The sequence below is a fragment of the Sedimenticola selenatireducens genome (assembly GCF_963675335.2).
Classification (GTDB): Bacteria; Pseudomonadota; Gammaproteobacteria; order Chromatiales; family Chromatiaceae; genus Sedimenticola; species Sedimenticola selenatireducens.
Map to the genome: position 1 here is coordinate 838,745 of NZ_CAXXYC010000004.1, position 17,107 is coordinate 855,851.

The window sequence follows — 17,107 nt, forward strand, 5'->3', positions numbered from 1 at the left end:
AACGCGCAAACCGGATACCATAGCCCACCCGATGGCAGTAACAACAGAAGTTATCCTGGAATCATGCAAACCACACATCCCCTCGGCCAGCTCAGCGCGCTGCAACAGATGATGACTCAGCTGCTTGAGCCGCTCAGCGACCGCGAGTGTCGCCACAGCTACCACCCTTCACTTGCCCCCCTGCTCTGGGATTACGGCCGCGCGGTCTATCTGGAGACCTGGCTGTTGCGACAACAGATTCAGGGAGAGACGGATATCACCGACCGGGTGGCGGACATATTTACCCCTGGTGCGCTGCCGCCCGAAACTCAATGGGAGCGACTCCCCCCCAAGGATCATCTGCTGAACTGGGCGCTGGAACTGCAGGACGAGAACCTGATGCGACTGGCCAACCTGGACAGACTACCAGATCATCCGCTGCTGGCGGAAAACCGGCTGATACTGCTGATCAACCAGTCCCGCGCCCTGCTGTACGAGCAGATGCTGCAGACGCTGGTGGAGCAGCGGCTGCAACAGGCGGAAGCCTACCGGGTAGTGCGCCCGCTCATCGCTGAAGCCCCGACAGCAGACCAGGTCGGCGTCTCCCAGGGACATTATCGGATCGGCGCCAAGGGGGATCCCGCCGCCCGCGATAATGAGCAACCGGCCCAGGTGGTCAACCTGAGCAATTTCCGCATCGACCGGCAACCGGCCAGCAACGCCGCCTGGCTCGCTTTCATGCAGGCTGGGGGCTATGCCATGCGGGAGTACTGGAGCGAGCAGGGCTGGGGCTGGCGCCAAGGCGTCGATAGCCACCCCCATCACTGGCGCCGCGATAACCATGGCGCCTGGTACGGGATGAGCCTGAACGGCCCCGCCGATCTGCTGCCGGAAGATCCGGTCATGGGCATTTCCCAGCACGAGGCACAGGCCTATGCCCGCTGGGTCGCCTCGCTGGGTGGCGAACTGAGCGGTGCCGTTCTGCAGCACGAATACCAGTGGGAAGTCGCCCTGCGCACTCGGGCAGTAAAGACATACGGCCGGATTTGGGAGTGGTGCGCCAATCCCTTTGAGGCCTACAGTGAATTTCAGCCGGGTCTCGATCCCGAGGGCGGCATCGAGCAGTTCGCTCAGGGACATTATGTGCTGCGGGGCGGCTGCCTGCACAGCCAGCCGTCGATCCGGCGCCTCAGTTTCAGACATCACGCCGCGGCCGGGGACAGAACCCTGTTCGCCGGTACCCGGCTGGTCTTTCCCCCCAAGGAACAGTAACGATGATCAGCTACGACATGCCGCTCTACCGCCCCCCCAGCGAAGGCAACAACCTGATTATCCAGGCCACCCTGGGATGTCACTTCAACCAGTGCTCGTTCTGCTCCATGTACAAGCAGAAGCGTTTCACCATCCGACCGCTTGAGACGGTGTTCGCGGAAATCACCGAGGCCGCCCGGGCCTGGCCGGACGCCCAGCGGGTGTTCCTGGCTGACGGCGACGCCCTGACCCTGCCGACCGATCATCTGCTGGCGATTCTGGAAAAACTGGCCGAGGCGTTTCCGCGGCTCAGCCGGGTCTCCTGCTACGCCAACCCGAGCGATATCCTGCGCAAGCGGGAGACCGAACTGGCGCGTCTGCGGGAACATAAGCTCAACCTGCTCTATGTCGGCATCGAGTCGGGTTCGGGCACCATCCTGAAAAAAATCACCAAAGGCGCCAGCCCGCGAAGCATCCAGGCCGCCCTGGAGAAGGCGCATAACTGCCGCCTAAAGGTTTCGGCCACGGTCATTCTCGGCCTGGGCGGCAAGTCCCGTTCAGAGGAACATATTCAAGGCACTATCGAACTGTTGAGCCGCGCCCCGGTTACCTACCTGTCGACCCTGCAGCTGTTTCTGGAAACCGGCGAGCGGCAGCACTTCCTGGACAAGTTCGGCGAACCCTTCTCCCCCCAGGACGACCAGGCCATTCTGCGGGAACAGCGCCGGCTGGTGGCCGGTATCGAGCCCCCCAACCCAATCATCTTCCGCTCCAACCACGCCTCCAACGCCCTGGCGCTGGCTGGCAACCTGCCACGGGACCGGGAACGACTGCTGGCCCGGATCGACCAGGCGTTGACGTATGGAGAACAGTTGCGCCCCCGGCAGCTGCGCGGTTTGTAGGGGCAACCCACTGAGGTTGCCCGCCCAATACCCGCAGGTATGATGCACTCAGCCAGCGGACTCGGCTTCCCATAGGGAGGGCCGCGCACGGCGCCCGTGGGGCGTCCTATGCTGAAATCGACCCGCCCCATTTCGGGCGGGTCAAAAATGCACCGCAGTCTTATTCGCCCTTCTTCTCTTCCAGGGCTTTGGGTGCCTCGAAGGAGAGCAGTTCCACTTCAAAGATCAGGGTTTCATTGGGTCCGATGGCGCCAGGAGCACCCACCTCGCCATACCCGAGGCTGGAGGGGATGAACAACTTCCACTTGGCACCCTGATTCATCTGGCTGATGCCCTCCCGGAAACCGGGAATCACACCATCCAGCGAGAAACTGGTGGGTTCACCACGGGCATAGGAGCTGTCAAACTCCTGGCCGGATATCAGCGTACCACGATAGTGCACGGTGACGGTTGCCCCCGCCATGGGCTTGTCACCGTCACCCGCCTGCAGTACCTGATACTGCAATCCGCTGGGCAGAACGACCACACCTTCCTGTTTACTGTTGTCCGCCAGGAACTTTTCTCCTGCCTGCTTGGCAGCGATCGACTCCTGCGCCTTGAGCTTGGCCATCTCCTCCTTGGTCTGACGGAACGCCTCGGACATCTGCTCCGTGGTCAGCTGTGTGGTATTGCCATTGCGCACATCATCCAGCGCCGCACCAAAGGCAGCCCCTTCGACAGTTACGCCCTGCTGCTTCAGCTGCTGGGCGAATTGATAACCCAGGGCATAGCTGAACCGCTGCTCCAGACTGGTCAGATCGGCAGCCTGGACCGAAAGGGTAGCAGTCGCTAAAACCGCCGCGGTGATGATTGGTTTTATAGACACAGACATTGATTTTCCTTTGTGTGATTAAAATTGGCCCCTTTGGGCCCGTGGGTACAATCGAACGCGTTGAGAAAAAATATCCTTTAATATTCGTCAAATAATTGCAAATAGTCACAATATTGACTATCTTATCCTTGGCAAGCGCCCATTTGACCTTAGTACTGGAAACGGTACGCCCTATCCGGAACCCATTATGGCAATCAACTCCATTTCGGATACCGCCCTTCAGGGCATTCAACGCGGCATGCGCCAGATGCGCCGCAATGCGACGGATATTGCCAGCGCAAACCAGCTCACCGCAAAAACACCAACCAAGGACGCCGTTCGCGCCCTGGTCGAACTTCACCAGAGCAGTCTCCAGACAAGCGCGTCGGTCAAGGCTTTCAAGACAACCGACGCCCTGATAGGTTCCCTGCTTGACGTGAAGGCGTGACCCAGTCTACGCATCAAAAAAGCGCATCGACAGATCGATCGCCTTCACATCCTTGGTCAGGGCGCCGACCGAGATATCATCCACGCCGGTCTCGGCAATTTCGCGAATGGTCCCAAGCGTGACACCACCCGATGCCTCAAGACGCGCCTGCCCCTGGACTTGACTGACCGCCTGCCGCAACGCCTCAAGGGTGAAGTTGTCCAGTAGAATCCGCCGGGCACCGGCCGCCAGCGCCTCCTCCAGCTCGTCTTGCGACTCCACTTCCACTTCTATCTCAATATCTGACGCCAGCTGTTGAGCCAGCTTGACTGCCGCTGTCACCGATCCGGCGGCCTTGATGTGATTCTCTTTAATAAGCACGGCATCAAACAGACCGATCCGGTGATTGTGGCAGCCCCCGCAGGTGGCGGCGTATTTCTGCTGTAGCCGCAGACCCGGCAGCGTCTTGCGTGTATCCAGAATGCGCACTCCGGTACCTGCCACCGCATCGGCGTACTGCTTTGCCAGGGTAGCGGTACCCGAGAGAGTCTGCAGATAGTTCAGCGCCGTACGCTCACCCGTCAGCAAGGCGCGGGTATTGCCACTCAACTCACAAACCAGCTGGTCAGGCGCGATCATTTCACTATCGCGACAACGCCAGTCGATAGAAATCGTTGGATCAAGCTGCCGAAACACCTCGTCAAACCAGGCGACTCCACAGATCACTGCGGTCTCCCGGCAGATTACCCTGACCCGGGATTGGGCGTCAGCCGGAATCAGCGCCGCCGTCCGGTCGCCCGTGCCCAGATCCTCCGCCAGCGCCAGTCTCACCTGGGCCCGGATATCTTCCAGATTCGGCAAGGACAACTCAACCGATCTCCAGCAGTTCCACCTCGAACACCAGGGTCGCATTGGGCGGAATCACACCGCCGGCACCGCGTGCACCATAACCCAACTGGGGCGGAATGGTCAGCTTGCGCTTGCCGCCGATCTTCATCCCCTGCACACCTTCATCCCAACCACGAATCACCTGCCCGGCGCCCAGTGAAAAAGTGAAAGGATCATTGCGATCAAGACTGGAATCAAACTTGCGGCCATCGGTAAGCCAGCCGGTATAGTGCACCACTACTCGCTGACCCGCGGCGGCGACCGCACCCTCACCCTCTACCATGTCATCGTATTTCAGACCGGAATCGGTCATCTTTTCCGCCATTTTAATGCCCTCTGGATTTGAATGAATTTTCATAACTATTCAGCTATCCCGATAAACTCAAGATGCAGGATAGATAGTGACAAGTTTTCTTATTGTATACTGCCGACAATCTCATTCACCAGCCAGACAACCCTACTCCGACTCATACCGGTGAATTTATCAGCGAACAGCAGGAGCGTGCTCCGCGACATAAGTCCATCCCTGGCAACGCCGCTCCCGCACATCCTTGTGCTCGGCTCTGGCCTCCTGCTTCGCTCTACCTCCTCCATCCATGGAGTCGTCTGCGGCATAAGTCCATCCCTGGACAAAAAATACCCCCGCAGGGCGGGGGCGTTAACGGCACAGTAATTCAACTCACAAATTCACTCTTCTTTCTTTCCACCCGGTGTTGTCGACGCCGACCGGTTAAGGGTCGCCAACATCGAGTTCAGCGCCCGATCCATTAGCGGCACGCTGACGGCCGGCAATACCACTGCCTTACCGCTACGCAGCCATACCCCCAGTCCCTGCTGGGTCACCTCCGCCACCTTCATTCCCTTGCGGTTAACAAACAGGCAACTGCCACTGATGTTGCTGCGCCAGGAAAGTTTGGCACGTACCACCGTCCCATCCTCCTCGGTCAGCTCCAGCCAGGTACCCACTTCCAACTCCCTGGCCTGCGCGTCGAACTGGTCGGGTTCGCTCTCAATCGGGGCACTACGCGCATCCACCGACTCAAGGACGATCTCTTCCATGACATCACCCGCCCCATCAACCTGATTATCCTCATCGGCCTGATCGGCATCTGCGGATTCCAGGGCGCGACCTCCGCGCAGGCAGGCCAGATGACGTGCCTGCAGTCCCTTGAAGGCGCGGGTCATCTTGTGCTGGTTATAGGAGATCCCGGCAAGCCCCGCACGCAACGCCTTCAACAATTCGGGTATGGAACGCAACAACTCCTGACGCTCACTGTGGCTGGGCTTGGGCATCACGCTCCAGACCAGGCGATCCATAAGATTTACCGCATCGGTCCACTCCTCGCTCTCCCGACCCTTGCGCAGGTAGATCAACAGCAGGACATCATTCCAGCCATCCCGCACCAGGTTCTGCACTACATCGGGAACGGCGCCATAATTTGACAGACAGTGTCCTATCTCATCCGCCACATGACGCTTGGCCTCTACCAGCGCCTCCTTGCCCTGGGTCACCTGGGCGGCCCGCTCCTCTGCGACATGAGCCCCCCGCTGCTCACGCTCAAGAAAGGCGGCAAACTGCTCATACAACTCATCAAACAGAGTCAGGTCATCATCAAACTTGGTCAGTATCCGCCCGACCGCTGACTCGATATGGGCATACAATCCATCACCACTGCGACCCGACTCTTCCGTCCAGCCGATCGCCGCCTGCGCCATGGCATTGAGCAGCCGCCGCGCCGGGTGATCCTTGCGGCTGAAAAAGCTCTTGTCCAGAATCGCTACCTTGAGCATCGGGATCTGCAGCCGCGCCAGCAGGGCGCGCATGGCGTCGGAAAGACCTGGATCCTCAAGGATGAATTCAAACAGCATGGAGATGACATCAATGGTGTCGTCGTCCGAACGGCCAATCGCAACCTTTCCGGAAGCCGCCCGACCTATCTGGGGCATGCTCAGCAGCGCATTACGCATGGCCCCGGCATCCAGCGCCTGTCCGGCAGCCGCCACCTGGTCGCCCTGGTGCTGCAGCACGGAGAGCGCCGAAAGCAGGTTCATCGAATCGACATACTGGACCGAGGTCGACACGGACTGCGTGGCCGGACGCCGCTGCATCAGCAACTGCTGGAGTGTGGCGAACACCTCGGCTTGCAACCCGGGATCCTCTCCCGGTGCATAGGCCGCACCCTCAGCCGTAGCGCCGTATCCAGACGAACCGGAGGCGCGATAGGGTGAATTGCGCCGCACGGTCGGCTTGATCTCCGGCTGGATTCCGGCCTTGGCCAGGACGGCATTGATCTGATCATAAAGGGGAGCTAGCTGGCCAATGACCTCTTTTTCAAACTGCTTGTAGATCACCAGCTTGACGGCAAGCGTAACTTCGAGCGTGGCCATCGATTGCTTGAAGGCCGCACCGAAAGAAGCCGGAGCAAGCGGATTGCCCGCCTCCCCAATAGTCGCCCCGTTCAGCAGGTAACTGAACCGCTCATCCAGGGCGTACAGATCCCGATAAAAACTGTTGTTGCCCTTGGACACCATGCCCGTGATGGCCAACCCCTCTTCCAGATCGTCACTCTCCACCAGGCCCAACTCATCACTGGTAAAGGAGGCATCCGGCGCATCGTTCGGAACCGAACCGGGACCATGGGTCCAGAAACGGTCGAAGCGTCCCAGCACACCCTTGTTAAAAGCGCTCTGTATCTGCTCACGCTCGCGACGCAGGATACGCATTGCTTCGAAATAGGCCGCCTGGCTCTTGTCGTTCCCCGCCTTATCCGCATGGGTATACAGCACATCATCCAGCCGTTCGAACAGCGCATCCATGCGCTGCGGCAAAAACTTCACCAGCAACTGCCGACAGGCGTTGATGGTGCCGTGGTAACCCTCCCGGAGAGTCACCCCCTGATCACCCGAACGCTTACCACCAAAAGAAATGATATTTCCGGCCTTCATAACTGGATTCCAATTGTCACTTGTTTCTCATTACAGAACCGAGAGCAACCAACCAGAGAGCCCTCTACAGTATGGAGTCTGGACGCCACCCGCGTAAGCTGTCGTGAGAAGCGTCACAATTACCCATAAGTCAAAAAAATGTCACGCAAAAACGTGACCCAGCTCCCAATTAGCACCGCCATTCACTACACTTTGCATGCCTTCATCAACAAACTCAAGATAATGGCCCGGCGTAAAACAATCCACACATCCGATTAACATCAATTTGTCCGTCGTGTATTGTTACCGCGTGAACAGACTCATGCGGCATTTCAGCAAGGCCCTGGCGGAGAGTATCCGTGACCTACTACCCATTGTAGTCGTTATTGCTTTTTTCCAGTTACTGGTGTTCAGGCAACCAATCCCCGACCTGGGCAATCTGCTGTTTGGCACCCTGCAGGTGGTGATAGGCCTGACCCTGTTCGTGCAGGGCTTGAAAATGGGCCTGTTTCCGATCGGCGAATCGATGGCCCATGATTTCGCCTCCAAGGGCAGTATCCTCTGGCTCACGCTGTTTGCTTTCGCACTGGGATTCGGCACCACGGTAGCCGAACCCGCCCTGATCGCCATCTCTGACGAGGCCGCCCGGGTAGCCGCAATCGGCGGGATGATTGCCCAGAGTGAACCGGAGATGCAGCGCTATGCCGACGGTCTTCGCCTGACCGTGGCGGTATCCGTGGGACTGGCCATTGTGGTTGGGGTCATTCGTATCATCAAGGGATGGCCAGTACAGTATCTGATCATGGGCGGCTATGCCGGGGTAGTGATCATGACCGTCTTCGCCCCGCCCGAAATCATCGGCATTGCCTATGATTCGGGCGGGGTCACCACCTCCACCATCACCGTCCCCCTGGTAACTGCGCTGGGCGTCGGGCTGGCCAGCAGTATCCGCGGCCGCAACCCTATGACCGATGGTTTCGGCCTGATCGCCTTCGCCTCACTCACCCCGATGATCTTTGTCATGGGCTATGGAATGCTACTGTGATGAACTGGCTATCTGATTTCCTCGGCACACTGACTTCAACCATTACCGATGTGCTGCCGATTGCAGCCATCCTGTTCGGATTTCAGCTATTCGTACTGCGCAAACGGGTAAATCACCTCGGACAGGTGCTGGTCGGCTTCCTGCTGGTCCTGCTTGGCCTTGCCTTTTTTCTCCAGGGACTGGAAGAGGCGCTCTTTCCCCTTGGCAAGTTGATGGCGGCACAACTCACGGCACCCGAATTCCTCGGTATCAGCCAGACGGCAGATGAACTCAGCAATAACTGGCAGCACTATCTCTGGGTCTACCTGTTTGCCTTTGCCATCGGCCTCTCCACCACCATCGCCGAGCCCTCCCTGATCGCGGTGGCAATCAAGGCCAATCAGGTCTCCGGCGGCGCGGTGGGTACCTGGGGCCTGCGCATTGCGGTGGCACTGGGAGTGGCGATCGGCATTGCCCTTGGGGCCTATCGCATCGTTACCGGCACCCCGCTGCACTACTACATCATTACCGGCTATGTTGTGGTGCTGATCCAGACCCTATACTGCCCCAAGGCGATTATCGCCCTGGCTTATGATTCGGGTGGCGTCACCACCTCCACCGTAACCGTACCGCTGGTCGCGGCCCTGGGGCTGGGTCTCTCAAGTACGATCCCCGGGCGCAATCCCATGCTGGATGGATTCGGGCTGATCGCCTTTGCCAGCCTGTTTCCTATCATGAGCGTCATGGGCTATGCACAACTTAGTGAATGGCTTGCCCGACGGGCAAGAGCAACCCGAGCGAAGGAAGAACAATGCATTTCAAACTGATCATTGCACTGATTGAAGACAGCAAGACCAATATTGTGGTCGATGCCGCCAGAAATGCCGGCGCCACAGGTTCCACCGTGATCAACCAGGCCCGGGGCGAGGGACTGCAGAAGAGCAAGACCTTTTTCGGCCTGAGCCTGGAAGTACAGCGCGACATGGTGCTGTTTCTGGTTGAGGAGCATTTGAGCCGCAGCATTCTGGAAACCATTGCCGAGGTCGGTGAGTTCGATGACAAGCCCGGCACCGGTATCGCCTTCCAGATCGATGTTGAGGATGCTGTCGGGGTCAGTCATCAGATCAGGCAACTGACCCGCGTCGTGGAGGACGAGCTGTGAGCAAACATGAGATCATCCGTGTCCGGGATGTCATGAAACAGAACGTGGATACCGTGGATGGCATGGACACGGTCGAGGCCGCATTACGGAAGATGGATCACGTCGAGACCAAGACCCTGGTGGTCAACAAGCGGGACGAGAACGACGCCTACGGCATTGTCATGTTTTCCGATATCGCGAGAAAGGTGCTGGCCAGGGATCGCCCGCCATCCAGGGTCAATATCTATGAAATAATGACCAAACCGGTGATTTCCGTCGAACCTGACATGGATATCCGCTACTGCGCCCGGCTGTTCGACCGCCTGCACCTGTCACGCGCCCCGGTAATCAGCAAAGGCGAGATCCTGGGAGTGGTCAGCTTCTCCGACATGGTGGTAAAGGGTATCAAAAAATGAATCCTGCAGTCTGGTCCGGCTGGCTGGAATCGGCACGCCGATGTCCCTCACCCAATCAGGATGAGCGGCCCGACTCCTGCGCAGTTGATCTGCTGGTGATTCACGGCATCAGCCTGCCGCCGGACCAGTACGGCGGCCCCTGGATCGACCGGCTGTTCCTTAACCAGCTCCCCCCGGACGAGCATCCCTACTTTGCCCAGATCCATCAAATGCGGGTCTCCTCGCATCTGCTGATCCGCCGGGACGGTGAACGGGTGCAATATGTCCCGCTGCACCGGCGCGCCTGGCACGCGGGCCAGTCATGCTTTGCCGGGCGGGAGTGCTGCAACGACTTTTCCATCGGCATCGAGCTGGAAGGGAGTGACGACACGCCCTATACCGACGCGCAATACCGGGTACTGGCCGAGACCATCCGGGAGATTCAGCAGCACTACCCGGCGATCACGGATACGCGGATCGCCGGGCACTGCGACATCGCCCCGGGCCGCAAGACCGACCCGGGACCGGCCTTCGACTGGCAACACCTGAAACGGCTGCTTGTGAAAGGTGAAGGGTGAAGTTGCGCAGGGTGGATAAGCCGGTAGGCGCATCCACCCTACAATATCGGGACGGGCGCCGACACGGACCGGCTATGCTTTCGAATCAACCTTGCGCCCGACCAAGGCGTCGACAAACATCAGCACCACCCCCAGGGTGATGGCGATATCCGCCACATTGAACGCCGGCCAGTGATAGGTGTGGTAGAAGAAATCCAGGAAATCGATAACATGACCGATCAACAACCGGTCCAGCAGATTTCCCAGCGCCCCGCCGATCACCAGGCTGAGTGAAACGGCCAACAACCGCTCATGTTTCAGCCGCGACAGCCAGACCACCAGCACTATGACGACCACGGCGGCCACCAGGGCAAAAAACCAGCGCTGCCAGCCCCCCTGATCGCTCAGAAAACTGAACGCAGCGCCCTCGTTATAGGCCAGGGTCAGATTAAAAAATGGCAACAGCGGGATGGTTTCATAGACCATCAGGCTGGACTCAACCAGCTGCTTGCTGACCTGATCCAGTGCCACGATTACCAGTGATAGCCAGAGCCAACGATGCATAGATCCGCCCCTACTGCTGCCTGTTCCGTCGTGTTACAGGGTCAGGCAATCCGCCTGATCTCACCCTTGCCGTCCACATTCTCCACACAGCGCCCGCAGAGGGTCGGGTGTGCCGCATGACTACCCACGTCCTCACGGTGGTGCCAGCAGCGTCCGCACTTCGCGTACTCAGAGGCGCGCGCCAACAGGTACAGGCCGGGAAGATCGGTCTGCACCGCCTCATCCGGCTTCTCCGCCAGGCTATGGACCCGCGCGTAAGAGGTGATCATCACAAAACGTAACTCATCCTCCAGCTTGTCCAGGTCGGCGCGTGCCTGATCGTCACAGTAGAGATCCAGCTCGGCGTCCAGGGAGGAGCCGATCACACCAGCGGCCCGCAATTGCTCCAGTTGTTTGCCGATCGCCGTGCGAATGGCGATAACCCGACCCCAGAATTCGCGGTCGAAGCTGTCCCCCTGATCAAGTGCAAACAGCCCCTCGTACCAGGTTTCGATAAACACCGTTTCACTGCGTTGGCCGGGGATAAACGGCCAGATCTCATCGGCGGTAAAGCTGAGTATCGGTGCCAGCCAGCGCACCATCGCCTCCATCACATGATAAATAGCGGTCTGACAGGAGCGGCGGGCACGGCTGTCGGCCTGGGTGGTGTACTGGCGGTCCTTGATAATATCGAGATAGACACCCCCCATCTCGGGTCCGCAGAAGTTGTGGATCTTCTGGATGATCAGATGGAACTGATACCCCTTGTAGGCCTCGATGATCTCCTGCTGCAACTGCAGCGCCCGATCCACCACCCAGCGATCCAGTTCCACCATCTCTCCCGGCGCCAGCATATCGGTTGCCGGATCGAAGCCGTTCAGATTGGCCAACAGGAAGCGCGAGGTGTTGCGGATACGCCGGTAGGCGTCAGCGGTGCGTTTCAGGATCTCGTCGGAAACGGTCATCTCGCCGCGGTAATCGGTCGCCGCCACCCAGAGTCGAATAATATCGGCGCCCAGTTGTTTCATCACATCCTGGGGACTGACCGTATTGCCGAGGGATTTGGACATCTTGTGCCCCTTGGCGTCCACGGTAAAGCCGTGGGTCAGCACACCGGCATAGGGCGCCCGATCGTGGATCGCCACCGAAGTCAGCAGTGATGACTGGAACCAGCCACGATGCTGGTCGGAACCTTCCAGATAGAGGTCTGCCGGATAACGCAACTCCTGGCGGGGTTCCAGCACGGCAAAATGGGTCACGCCGGAGTCAAACCAGACATCCAGGGTATCCTGCACCTTGTCATAATCCTTTGCCTGTTCACCCAGCAGCTCTTCCGGATCCAGGGCGAACCAGGCCTCGATACCCTGTTCTTCGATCCGCTTTGCCACCTGCTCGATCAAGCCCGGGGTATCCGGATGCAGATCACCGGTCGCCTTGTGCACGAACAGGGTGATCGGCACGCCCCAGGTACGCTGCCGGGAGATACACCAGTCGGGCCGCCCCGCCACCATGCCCTCGATCCGGGCACGTCCCCAGTCGGGCGTGAAGGTCACCTTGTCGATCTCCGCCAGCGCGGTCTGGCGCAAGCCCTTCTGTTCCATGCTGATAAACCACTGGGGCGTGGCACGGAAGATAATGGGCGTCTTGTGGCGCCAGCAGTGCGGATAGCTGTGGGCCAGCCGCGCCTCCTGCACCAGGGCGCCCCGGGACTTCAACACCTCGATCACCTTTTCATTGGCGTTGAACACATGCTCACCGGCAAACAGCGGGGTTCCCTCGACAAAGCGGCCGTCCCCCCCCACCGGATTATCCACGTCCAGCCCATAGCGCTGGCCAACGATATAATCATCCAGGCCGTGTCCGGGCGCCGTATGCACCGCACCGGTACCGGCTTCCAGGGTCACATGTTCGCCAAGGATCACCGGCACAATGCGATCATAAAAACAGTGCTTGAGCCTCAGGCCCTCAAAGGCGTCGCCGCGACCGTAGGCAATCACCTTGTAATCCTCGATACCCCAGCGCAGCATGCTGTCCTTGAGCATCCCCTCAGCCAGGATCAGGCGCTCCCGGCCGTGTGGGCCATTCGCCTGCACCACCACATAATCCAGCGCCGGATTCAGTGCCACCGCCTGGTTGGCCGGCAGGGTCCAGGGAGTAGTGGTCCAGATAACCAGCGACAATGGTCCGTCACCGTGACCGCCCGGCACCGAGTGGCAGCTGGCCATCAGAGTCTCGGGATTCAGCACCTCGAAGCGCACATCAATGGCGAACGACTCCTTGTCCTTGTACTCCACCTCGGCTTCCGCCAGCGCCGAGCGGCAGTCGGTACACCAGTGCACCGGCTTGGAGCCCTTGTGCACGTGGCCGTTCTCGACAATGCGCCCCAGCGCCCGCACAATATCGGCCTCGGTTTGAAAGGCCATGGTCAGATAGGGATTCTCCCAATCACCCACCACGCCCAAGCGCTTGAAATCGGTACGCTGTCTGTCCACCTGCTTGCCGGCGTACTCGCGACAGGCGACACGAAACTGGGCCGCCGTCACCTTGCCGCCGGGCTTGCCCACTTTCTTCTCGACCTGGAGTTCGATCGGCAAGCCGTGACAATCCCAACCCGGTACATAGGGGGAATCCATGCCATCCAGGGTATGGCTCTTGACAATGATATCCTTCAATACCTTATTGACCGCATGGCCAATATGGATCTCGCCGTTGGCGTAGGGGGGGCCGTCATGCAGTATGAACTGGGGGCGGCCGGCGAAGGTTTCGCGAATTTTGTGATACAGCCCCATCGCCTCCCAGCGCTTGAGCATCTCGGGCTCACGATTGGCCAGGTTGGCCTTCATGGGAAATCCGGTTTTGGGGAGGTTCAGGGTACTTTTATAATCAGTCACTATCGAATGCCTTGTCGCCGCCGAATCCGGCCGCGCGATCTGTCTGGTAAAATTTCCGGTGGTTATCGCCGAATCGTTCAATGGCGATGCTGCTGTGGCAATTACACCACTGATTTAAATCCGATTCACTTACTTATCAATGCCAAAAAAAGCCCGGGCCTGCGCGGCGTCCCGTTCGATCTGCTGACGCAGGGCATCAAACGATTCAAAACGCCGCTCATCCCGCAGCCACTTACGGAATTCCACCCCCACATGCTCACCGTAAATGACGCGTGAGAAATCAAACAGGTGCACTTCCAGCAGATAACGGGAATCACCCGTTACTGTCGGACGATTGCCGATATTGGCCACCCCGGGCAGCGAGCCCTCGGCCAGCCCATGCACCATCACCGCAAACACGCCATGTACCGGACTCACCTTGCGGTGCAGATCGATATTGGCGGTGGGAAAACCGATGGTCCGGCCCCGGGCGTCACCATGGGCCACCCGGCCGCAGATCTGGTAGGGACGGCCCAGGTTACGTTCGGCCAAATCCAGGTTTCCCTGCGCCAGCGCCTCACGGATACGCGTGCTGCTGACCCGCGCCTCACCATCCATAAAGGTATTCATGTTGGCCACTTCAAAGCCGTTAGCCTCACCCACCTGGCGCAGCAGATTGATATCACCCACCCGACCGCGGCCAAAACGGAAATCGTCCCCGACATAGAGGAACTTCACATCCAGCCCGTCGACCAGCAGTTGCTGGACAAACTGCCGGGCCGACATGGAGGCGAGTTTCCGGCCAAACTCCAGCAGCACCACCCGATCGATCCCGGCATCCTTGAGGGCCTGCAACTTCTCCCGCATCCGGGTCAGTCGTGCCGGCGCGGCATCCGGTGCGAAGAACTCCTGCGGCTGTGGCTCAAAAGTGACAACCGTGGTCGGCAGACCGAACGCGGCCGCCCGCTCCCGGAGATTCCGGAACACCGCCTGATGCCCGAGATGCACACCATCAAAATTACCGATTGTGGCGACACAGCCCCGGTGTTCAGCGCGCAGATTGTGGAGACCGCGGATAACCTGCATCGAAGCCTGCTCAATAGAGTCCAAAACGCTGCATTATAGGCAATGTTTTATCACAAGTCCCTGTTCCTGCATCGGACCCATCGGCGCAATCCGTAACCCACACCCAACTCAGGAGGCACTGTTGCGAAAATGGCGCGGTCCGATGCCCAGCAGCGCCAATGCGGCAAAGTAACTGCCGACACCCGCCAACACCCAGAGCAGCAGGCGCCACACCTTGTCCCAGGTCGCCCCCCCCAGCCAGGAGGCGAGGTCACCCACCCCCCAATAGAGCAGCCCACCCATCACGGCCGAGGCGAGGACACCCCGCAGGATCAGCAGCGGCCAGCCAGCCTCCGGCTGGTAGACCCCTTCCCGGCGTAACCCGCGATACAGCAAAAACGCATTGAGGGTGGCGGAGAGCGAGGTGGCCAGCGCCAGCCCGGCATGGGCCAGGGGGAATACCAGGATAATATTCATCACCATATTGGCCACCATGGCGATCACCGCGATACGCACCGGTGTACGGGTGTCCTGCCGGGAGTAGTAACCCGGTGCCAGCACCTTGATCAGGATAAAGGAGAGCAGTCCCAGCGAATAGGCCATCAGGCTCTGCCGCGACATGGCCACATCGGTGGCATCAAACAGCTCCGACTGGAACAGGGTGGCGATCATCGGCCCGGCCAGCACAAACAACCCCACCGCCGAGGGAAGCCCCAGCAACAGTCCCCAGCGCAAAGCCCAGTCGACCACATGCGAGAAGCCCTCAGGTGACTCCGTGGCGTGTTTTTTCGACAGATTGGGCAGTATCACCGTAGCCAGCCCCACCCCCAGAATGCCCAGGGGAAACTCCATCAACCGGTCGGAGTAGTAGAGCCAGGAGATGCTGCCGGAGACCAGAAACGAGGCGATCAGGGTATCCAGCAGCAGATTGAGCTGGGTCACCGAGACTCCGAACAGTGCCGGCAGCATCAGCCGGCCGATGCGCCGCACACCGTCATCTTTTGGCGCAAACACAAACCGCGGCAGCAGCCGGATCCGGCGCAGAAAGGGGAACTGAAACAGCAGTTGCAGGATACCGGCAAGCAGCACACCCCAGGCCAGCGCCATGATCGGACGATCCATCTGCGGCGCCAGCCAGAGGGCAGAACTGATCAGCGATACATTGAGCAAAACCGGGGTAAAGGCAGGAATACCAAACCGGCCGTGGGCATTTAGAATACCACCGGCAAAAGCGGTCAGGGAGATGAACAGCAGATAGGGAAAGGTAAGCCGCAACATATCCACGGCCAGGTCCAGCTTGCCCGCCGAGCCGATGAACCCCGGCGCAAAGATCATCGCCAGTACCGGCGCTCCCAGCACCCCCGCCAGAGTGACCGCCAGCAGCACCGCTCCCAGGGTACCGGCGACGTGATCAACAAAACGCTTCAGCTCCGCAAAACTGCGGCGTTCCTTATATTCAGTAAGCACCGGCACAAAAGCCACCGCAAAGGCCCCCTCGGCGAACAGGCGGCGCAGAAAATTGGGGATCTTGAAGGCGACAAAAAAGGCATCGGTTCCGGCATTGGCACCAAAGGTATGCGCCACCACCAGATCACGGACAAACCCGAGAATCCTCGACAGCAGGGTATTGGAGCCCACCTTGGCCAGTGATCTGAACATGCGATTGAGTGCTACCTGTAAATGCCGCTGCCAGCGGCCAAAGGGCGGATTATAGGCTTTTTATACCCTATTTTCAGGGGAATCCGTTAGAATCCCCCACCTCACCTGCTGACGGTGTCACCTCACCGGAACAGGCACAATACCGACAATTAGCTGTTGACAAACGGCTACCCAGCCCCCAGAATACCGCGCTCTTTAACGAGATACTCATTTACTGAATTTTTTGGAGACAGACCTTGGCCAACTCACCACAAGCCCGCAAACGTGCGCGTCAGGCCGAACAGCATCGCCAGAACAACGCGTCGCGTCGCAGCAACATGCGTACCTACCTGAAAAACGTAGTGAAGGCATTGGCGACTGGCGATAAGGAAAAGGCTACCGAAGCTTACCAACAGGCGGTACCGGTGATCGACCGTGCGGCAAACACCGGCCTTATCCACAAGAACAAGGCTGCCCGTCATAAAAGCCGCCTGAATGCACAGATCAAATCGCTGTAAACAGTAGCGCCTGTGCATCAAGAGAAACCGGCCAAAAGCCGGTTTTTTTCTGCCTGTAACAAAACCCTATCCCGGCAACAAAACGGCATCGGTAAAACAACCGATCCGCTTGAGTTATACTTCCCCGTTCAACG

General features: G+C 59.1%; 15 protein-coding genes and 1 pseudogene. 8 read left to right on the plus strand and 8 right to left on the minus strand.

Annotated features, from left to right (window positions below):
• The first annotated feature begins 63 nt into the window (after positions 1 to 63).
• Together ACHZBF_RS15065 and ACHZBF_RS15070 are read left to right on the plus strand one after the other, a co-directional pair.
• Entirely contained in the window at positions 64 to 1,251 is a 1,188-nt protein-coding gene (locus ACHZBF_RS15065) for an SUMF1/EgtB/PvdO family nonheme iron enzyme (RefSeq protein ID WP_321528910.1), read from the plus strand.
• 2 nt (positions 1,252 to 1,253) lie between these two features.
• Positions 1,254 to 2,132, plus strand: coding sequence for a radical SAM protein (locus tag ACHZBF_RS15070; protein ID WP_321528911.1), 879 nt, complete (start codon positions 1,254 to 1,256; stop codon positions 2,130 to 2,132).
• Positions 2,133 to 2,292: 160 nt separating this feature from the next.
• Here the strand turns inward: ACHZBF_RS15070 and ACHZBF_RS15075 are convergent, their stop codons facing one another.
• Positions 2,293 to 3,003, minus strand: coding sequence for an FKBP-type peptidyl-prolyl cis-trans isomerase (locus tag ACHZBF_RS15075; protein WP_321528912.1), 711 nt, complete (start codon positions 3,001 to 3,003; stop codon positions 2,293 to 2,295).
• A 187-nt stretch (positions 3,004 to 3,190) separates the two neighbouring features.
• On the opposite strand from ACHZBF_RS15075, the gene ACHZBF_RS15080 reads away from it, so the two are divergent.
• Complete coding sequence (locus tag ACHZBF_RS15080) at positions 3,191 to 3,430, plus strand: hypothetical protein (protein ID WP_029134245.1); 240 nt, start codon at positions 3,191 to 3,193, stop codon at positions 3,428 to 3,430.
• A 6-nt stretch (positions 3,431 to 3,436) separates the two neighbouring features.
• Here ACHZBF_RS15080 and nadC read toward each other — a convergent pair whose 3' ends face one another.
• The 3 genes from nadC to ACHZBF_RS15095 all read right to left on the minus strand — a co-directional run bounded on the left by nadC (position 3,437) and on the right by ACHZBF_RS15095 (position 7,243).
• Positions 3,437 to 4,321 carry a carboxylating nicotinate-nucleotide diphosphorylase gene (gene nadC / locus ACHZBF_RS15085; RefSeq protein ID WP_273440753.1) on the minus strand — a complete coding sequence of 295 codons (885 nt, stop codon included), beginning with the start codon at positions 4,319 to 4,321 and terminating at the stop codon, positions 3,437 to 3,439.
• Positions 4,278 to 4,655, minus strand: coding sequence for an FKBP-type peptidyl-prolyl cis-trans isomerase (locus ACHZBF_RS15090; RefSeq protein WP_394707583.1), 378 nt, complete (start codon positions 4,653 to 4,655; stop codon positions 4,278 to 4,280). Before ACHZBF_RS15090 ends, nadC begins: the two co-directional genes overlap by 44 nt.
• 329 nt (positions 4,656 to 4,984) lie before the next feature.
• Complete coding sequence (locus ACHZBF_RS15095; RefSeq protein WP_321528913.1) at positions 4,985 to 7,243, minus strand: DUF1631 domain-containing protein; 2,259 nt, start codon at positions 7,241 to 7,243, stop codon at positions 4,985 to 4,987.
• A 301-nt stretch (positions 7,244 to 7,544) separates the two neighbouring features.
• Between ACHZBF_RS15095 and ACHZBF_RS15100 the strand changes: the two are divergent.
• From ACHZBF_RS15100 to ampD, 4 genes and pseudogenes are all read left to right on the plus strand, one after another.
• Positions 7,545 to 9,073 (plus strand): annotated as a pseudogene (locus ACHZBF_RS15100) (DUF1538 domain-containing protein).
• Positions 9,058 to 9,408: a P-II family nitrogen regulator gene (locus tag ACHZBF_RS15105; protein ID WP_029134251.1), complete on the plus strand. Its 351-nt coding sequence runs from the start codon at positions 9,058 to 9,060 to the stop codon at positions 9,406 to 9,408. Before ACHZBF_RS15100 ends, ACHZBF_RS15105 begins: the two are co-directional and overlap by 16 nt.
• Positions 9,405 to 9,803 carry a CBS domain-containing protein gene (locus ACHZBF_RS15110; protein WP_029134252.1) on the plus strand — a complete coding sequence of 133 codons (399 nt, stop codon included), beginning with the start codon at positions 9,405 to 9,407 and terminating at the stop codon, positions 9,801 to 9,803. Before ACHZBF_RS15105 ends, ACHZBF_RS15110 begins: the two co-directional genes overlap by 4 nt.
• On the plus strand, positions 9,800 to 10,360 hold the full coding sequence (ampD, locus tag ACHZBF_RS15115) for a 1,6-anhydro-N-acetylmuramyl-L-alanine amidase AmpD (RefSeq protein WP_273440755.1): 561 nt from the start codon (positions 9,800 to 9,802) through the stop codon (positions 10,358 to 10,360). Before ACHZBF_RS15110 ends, ampD begins: the two co-directional genes overlap by 4 nt.
• Before the next feature lie 72 nt (positions 10,361 to 10,432).
• Here ampD and lspA read toward each other — a convergent pair whose 3' ends face one another.
• From lspA to murJ, 4 genes are all read right to left on the minus strand, one after another.
• Positions 10,433 to 10,903 (minus strand): signal peptidase II, encoded by a 471-nt coding sequence (lspA, locus tag ACHZBF_RS15120; RefSeq protein ID WP_029134254.1) that lies wholly within the window; start codon positions 10,901 to 10,903, stop codon positions 10,433 to 10,435.
• A 41-nt stretch (positions 10,904 to 10,944) separates the two neighbouring features.
• Complete coding sequence (gene ileS, locus ACHZBF_RS15125; protein ID WP_321528914.1) at positions 10,945 to 13,773, minus strand: isoleucine--tRNA ligase; 2,829 nt, start codon at positions 13,771 to 13,773, stop codon at positions 10,945 to 10,947.
• A gap of 129 nt (positions 13,774 to 13,902) precedes the next feature.
• Positions 13,903 to 14,838: a bifunctional riboflavin kinase/FAD synthetase gene (gene ribF / locus ACHZBF_RS15130; RefSeq protein ID WP_321528915.1), complete on the minus strand. Its 936-nt coding sequence runs from the start codon at positions 14,836 to 14,838 to the stop codon at positions 13,903 to 13,905.
• Positions 14,839 to 14,946: 108 nt separating this feature from the next.
• Positions 14,947 to 16,476, minus strand: a complete 1,530-nt coding sequence (gene murJ, locus ACHZBF_RS15135) for a murein biosynthesis integral membrane protein MurJ (protein ID WP_321528916.1) — start codon at positions 16,474 to 16,476, stop codon at positions 14,947 to 14,949.
• Positions 16,477 to 16,712: 236 nt separating this feature from the next.
• On the opposite strand from murJ, the gene rpsT reads away from it, so the two are divergent.
• Complete coding sequence (gene rpsT, locus ACHZBF_RS15140) at positions 16,713 to 16,973, plus strand: 30S ribosomal protein S20 (RefSeq protein WP_029134258.1); 261 nt, start codon at positions 16,713 to 16,715, stop codon at positions 16,971 to 16,973.
• Positions 16,974 to 17,107: the final 134 nt, after the last annotated feature.

Bases quoted from the DNA above. Each gene is read 5' to 3' on its own strand.
- ACHZBF_RS15065 (WP_321528910.1), top strand. From the start codon at position 64: ATGCAAACCACACATCCCCTCGGCCAGCTCAGCGCGCTGCAACAGATG.
- ACHZBF_RS15070 (WP_321528911.1), top strand. From the start codon at position 1,254: ATGATCAGCTACGACATGCCGCTCTACCGCCCCCCCAGCGAAGGCAAC.
- ACHZBF_RS15075 (WP_321528912.1), bottom strand. From the start codon at position 3,003: ATGTCTGTGTCTATAAAACCAATCATCACCGCGGCGGTTTTAGCGACT.
- ACHZBF_RS15080 (WP_029134245.1), top strand. From the start codon at position 3,191: ATGGCAATCAACTCCATTTCGGATACCGCCCTTCAGGGCATTCAACGC.
- nadC (WP_273440753.1), bottom strand. From the start codon at position 4,321: ATGCGACCCTGGTGTTCGAGGTGGAACTGCTGGAGATCGGTTGAGTTG.
- ACHZBF_RS15090 (WP_394707583.1), bottom strand. From the start codon at position 4,655: ATGAAAATTCATTCAAATCCAGAGGGCATTAAAATGGCGGAAAAGATG.
- ACHZBF_RS15095 (WP_321528913.1), bottom strand. From the start codon at position 7,243: ATGAAGGCCGGAAATATCATTTCTTTTGGTGGTAAGCGTTCGGGTGAT.
- ACHZBF_RS15105 (WP_029134251.1), top strand. From the start codon at position 9,058: ATGCATTTCAAACTGATCATTGCACTGATTGAAGACAGCAAGACCAAT.
- ampD (WP_273440755.1), top strand. From the start codon at position 9,800: ATGAATCCTGCAGTCTGGTCCGGCTGGCTGGAATCGGCACGCCGATGT.
- lspA (WP_029134254.1), bottom strand. From the start codon at position 10,903: ATGCATCGTTGGCTCTGGCTATCACTGGTAATCGTGGCACTGGATCAG.
- ribF (WP_321528915.1), bottom strand. From the start codon at position 14,838: ATGCAGGTTATCCGCGGTCTCCACAATCTGCGCGCTGAACACCGGGGC.
- murJ (WP_321528916.1), bottom strand. From the start codon at position 16,476: ATGTTCAGATCACTGGCCAAGGTGGGCTCCAATACCCTGCTGTCGAGG.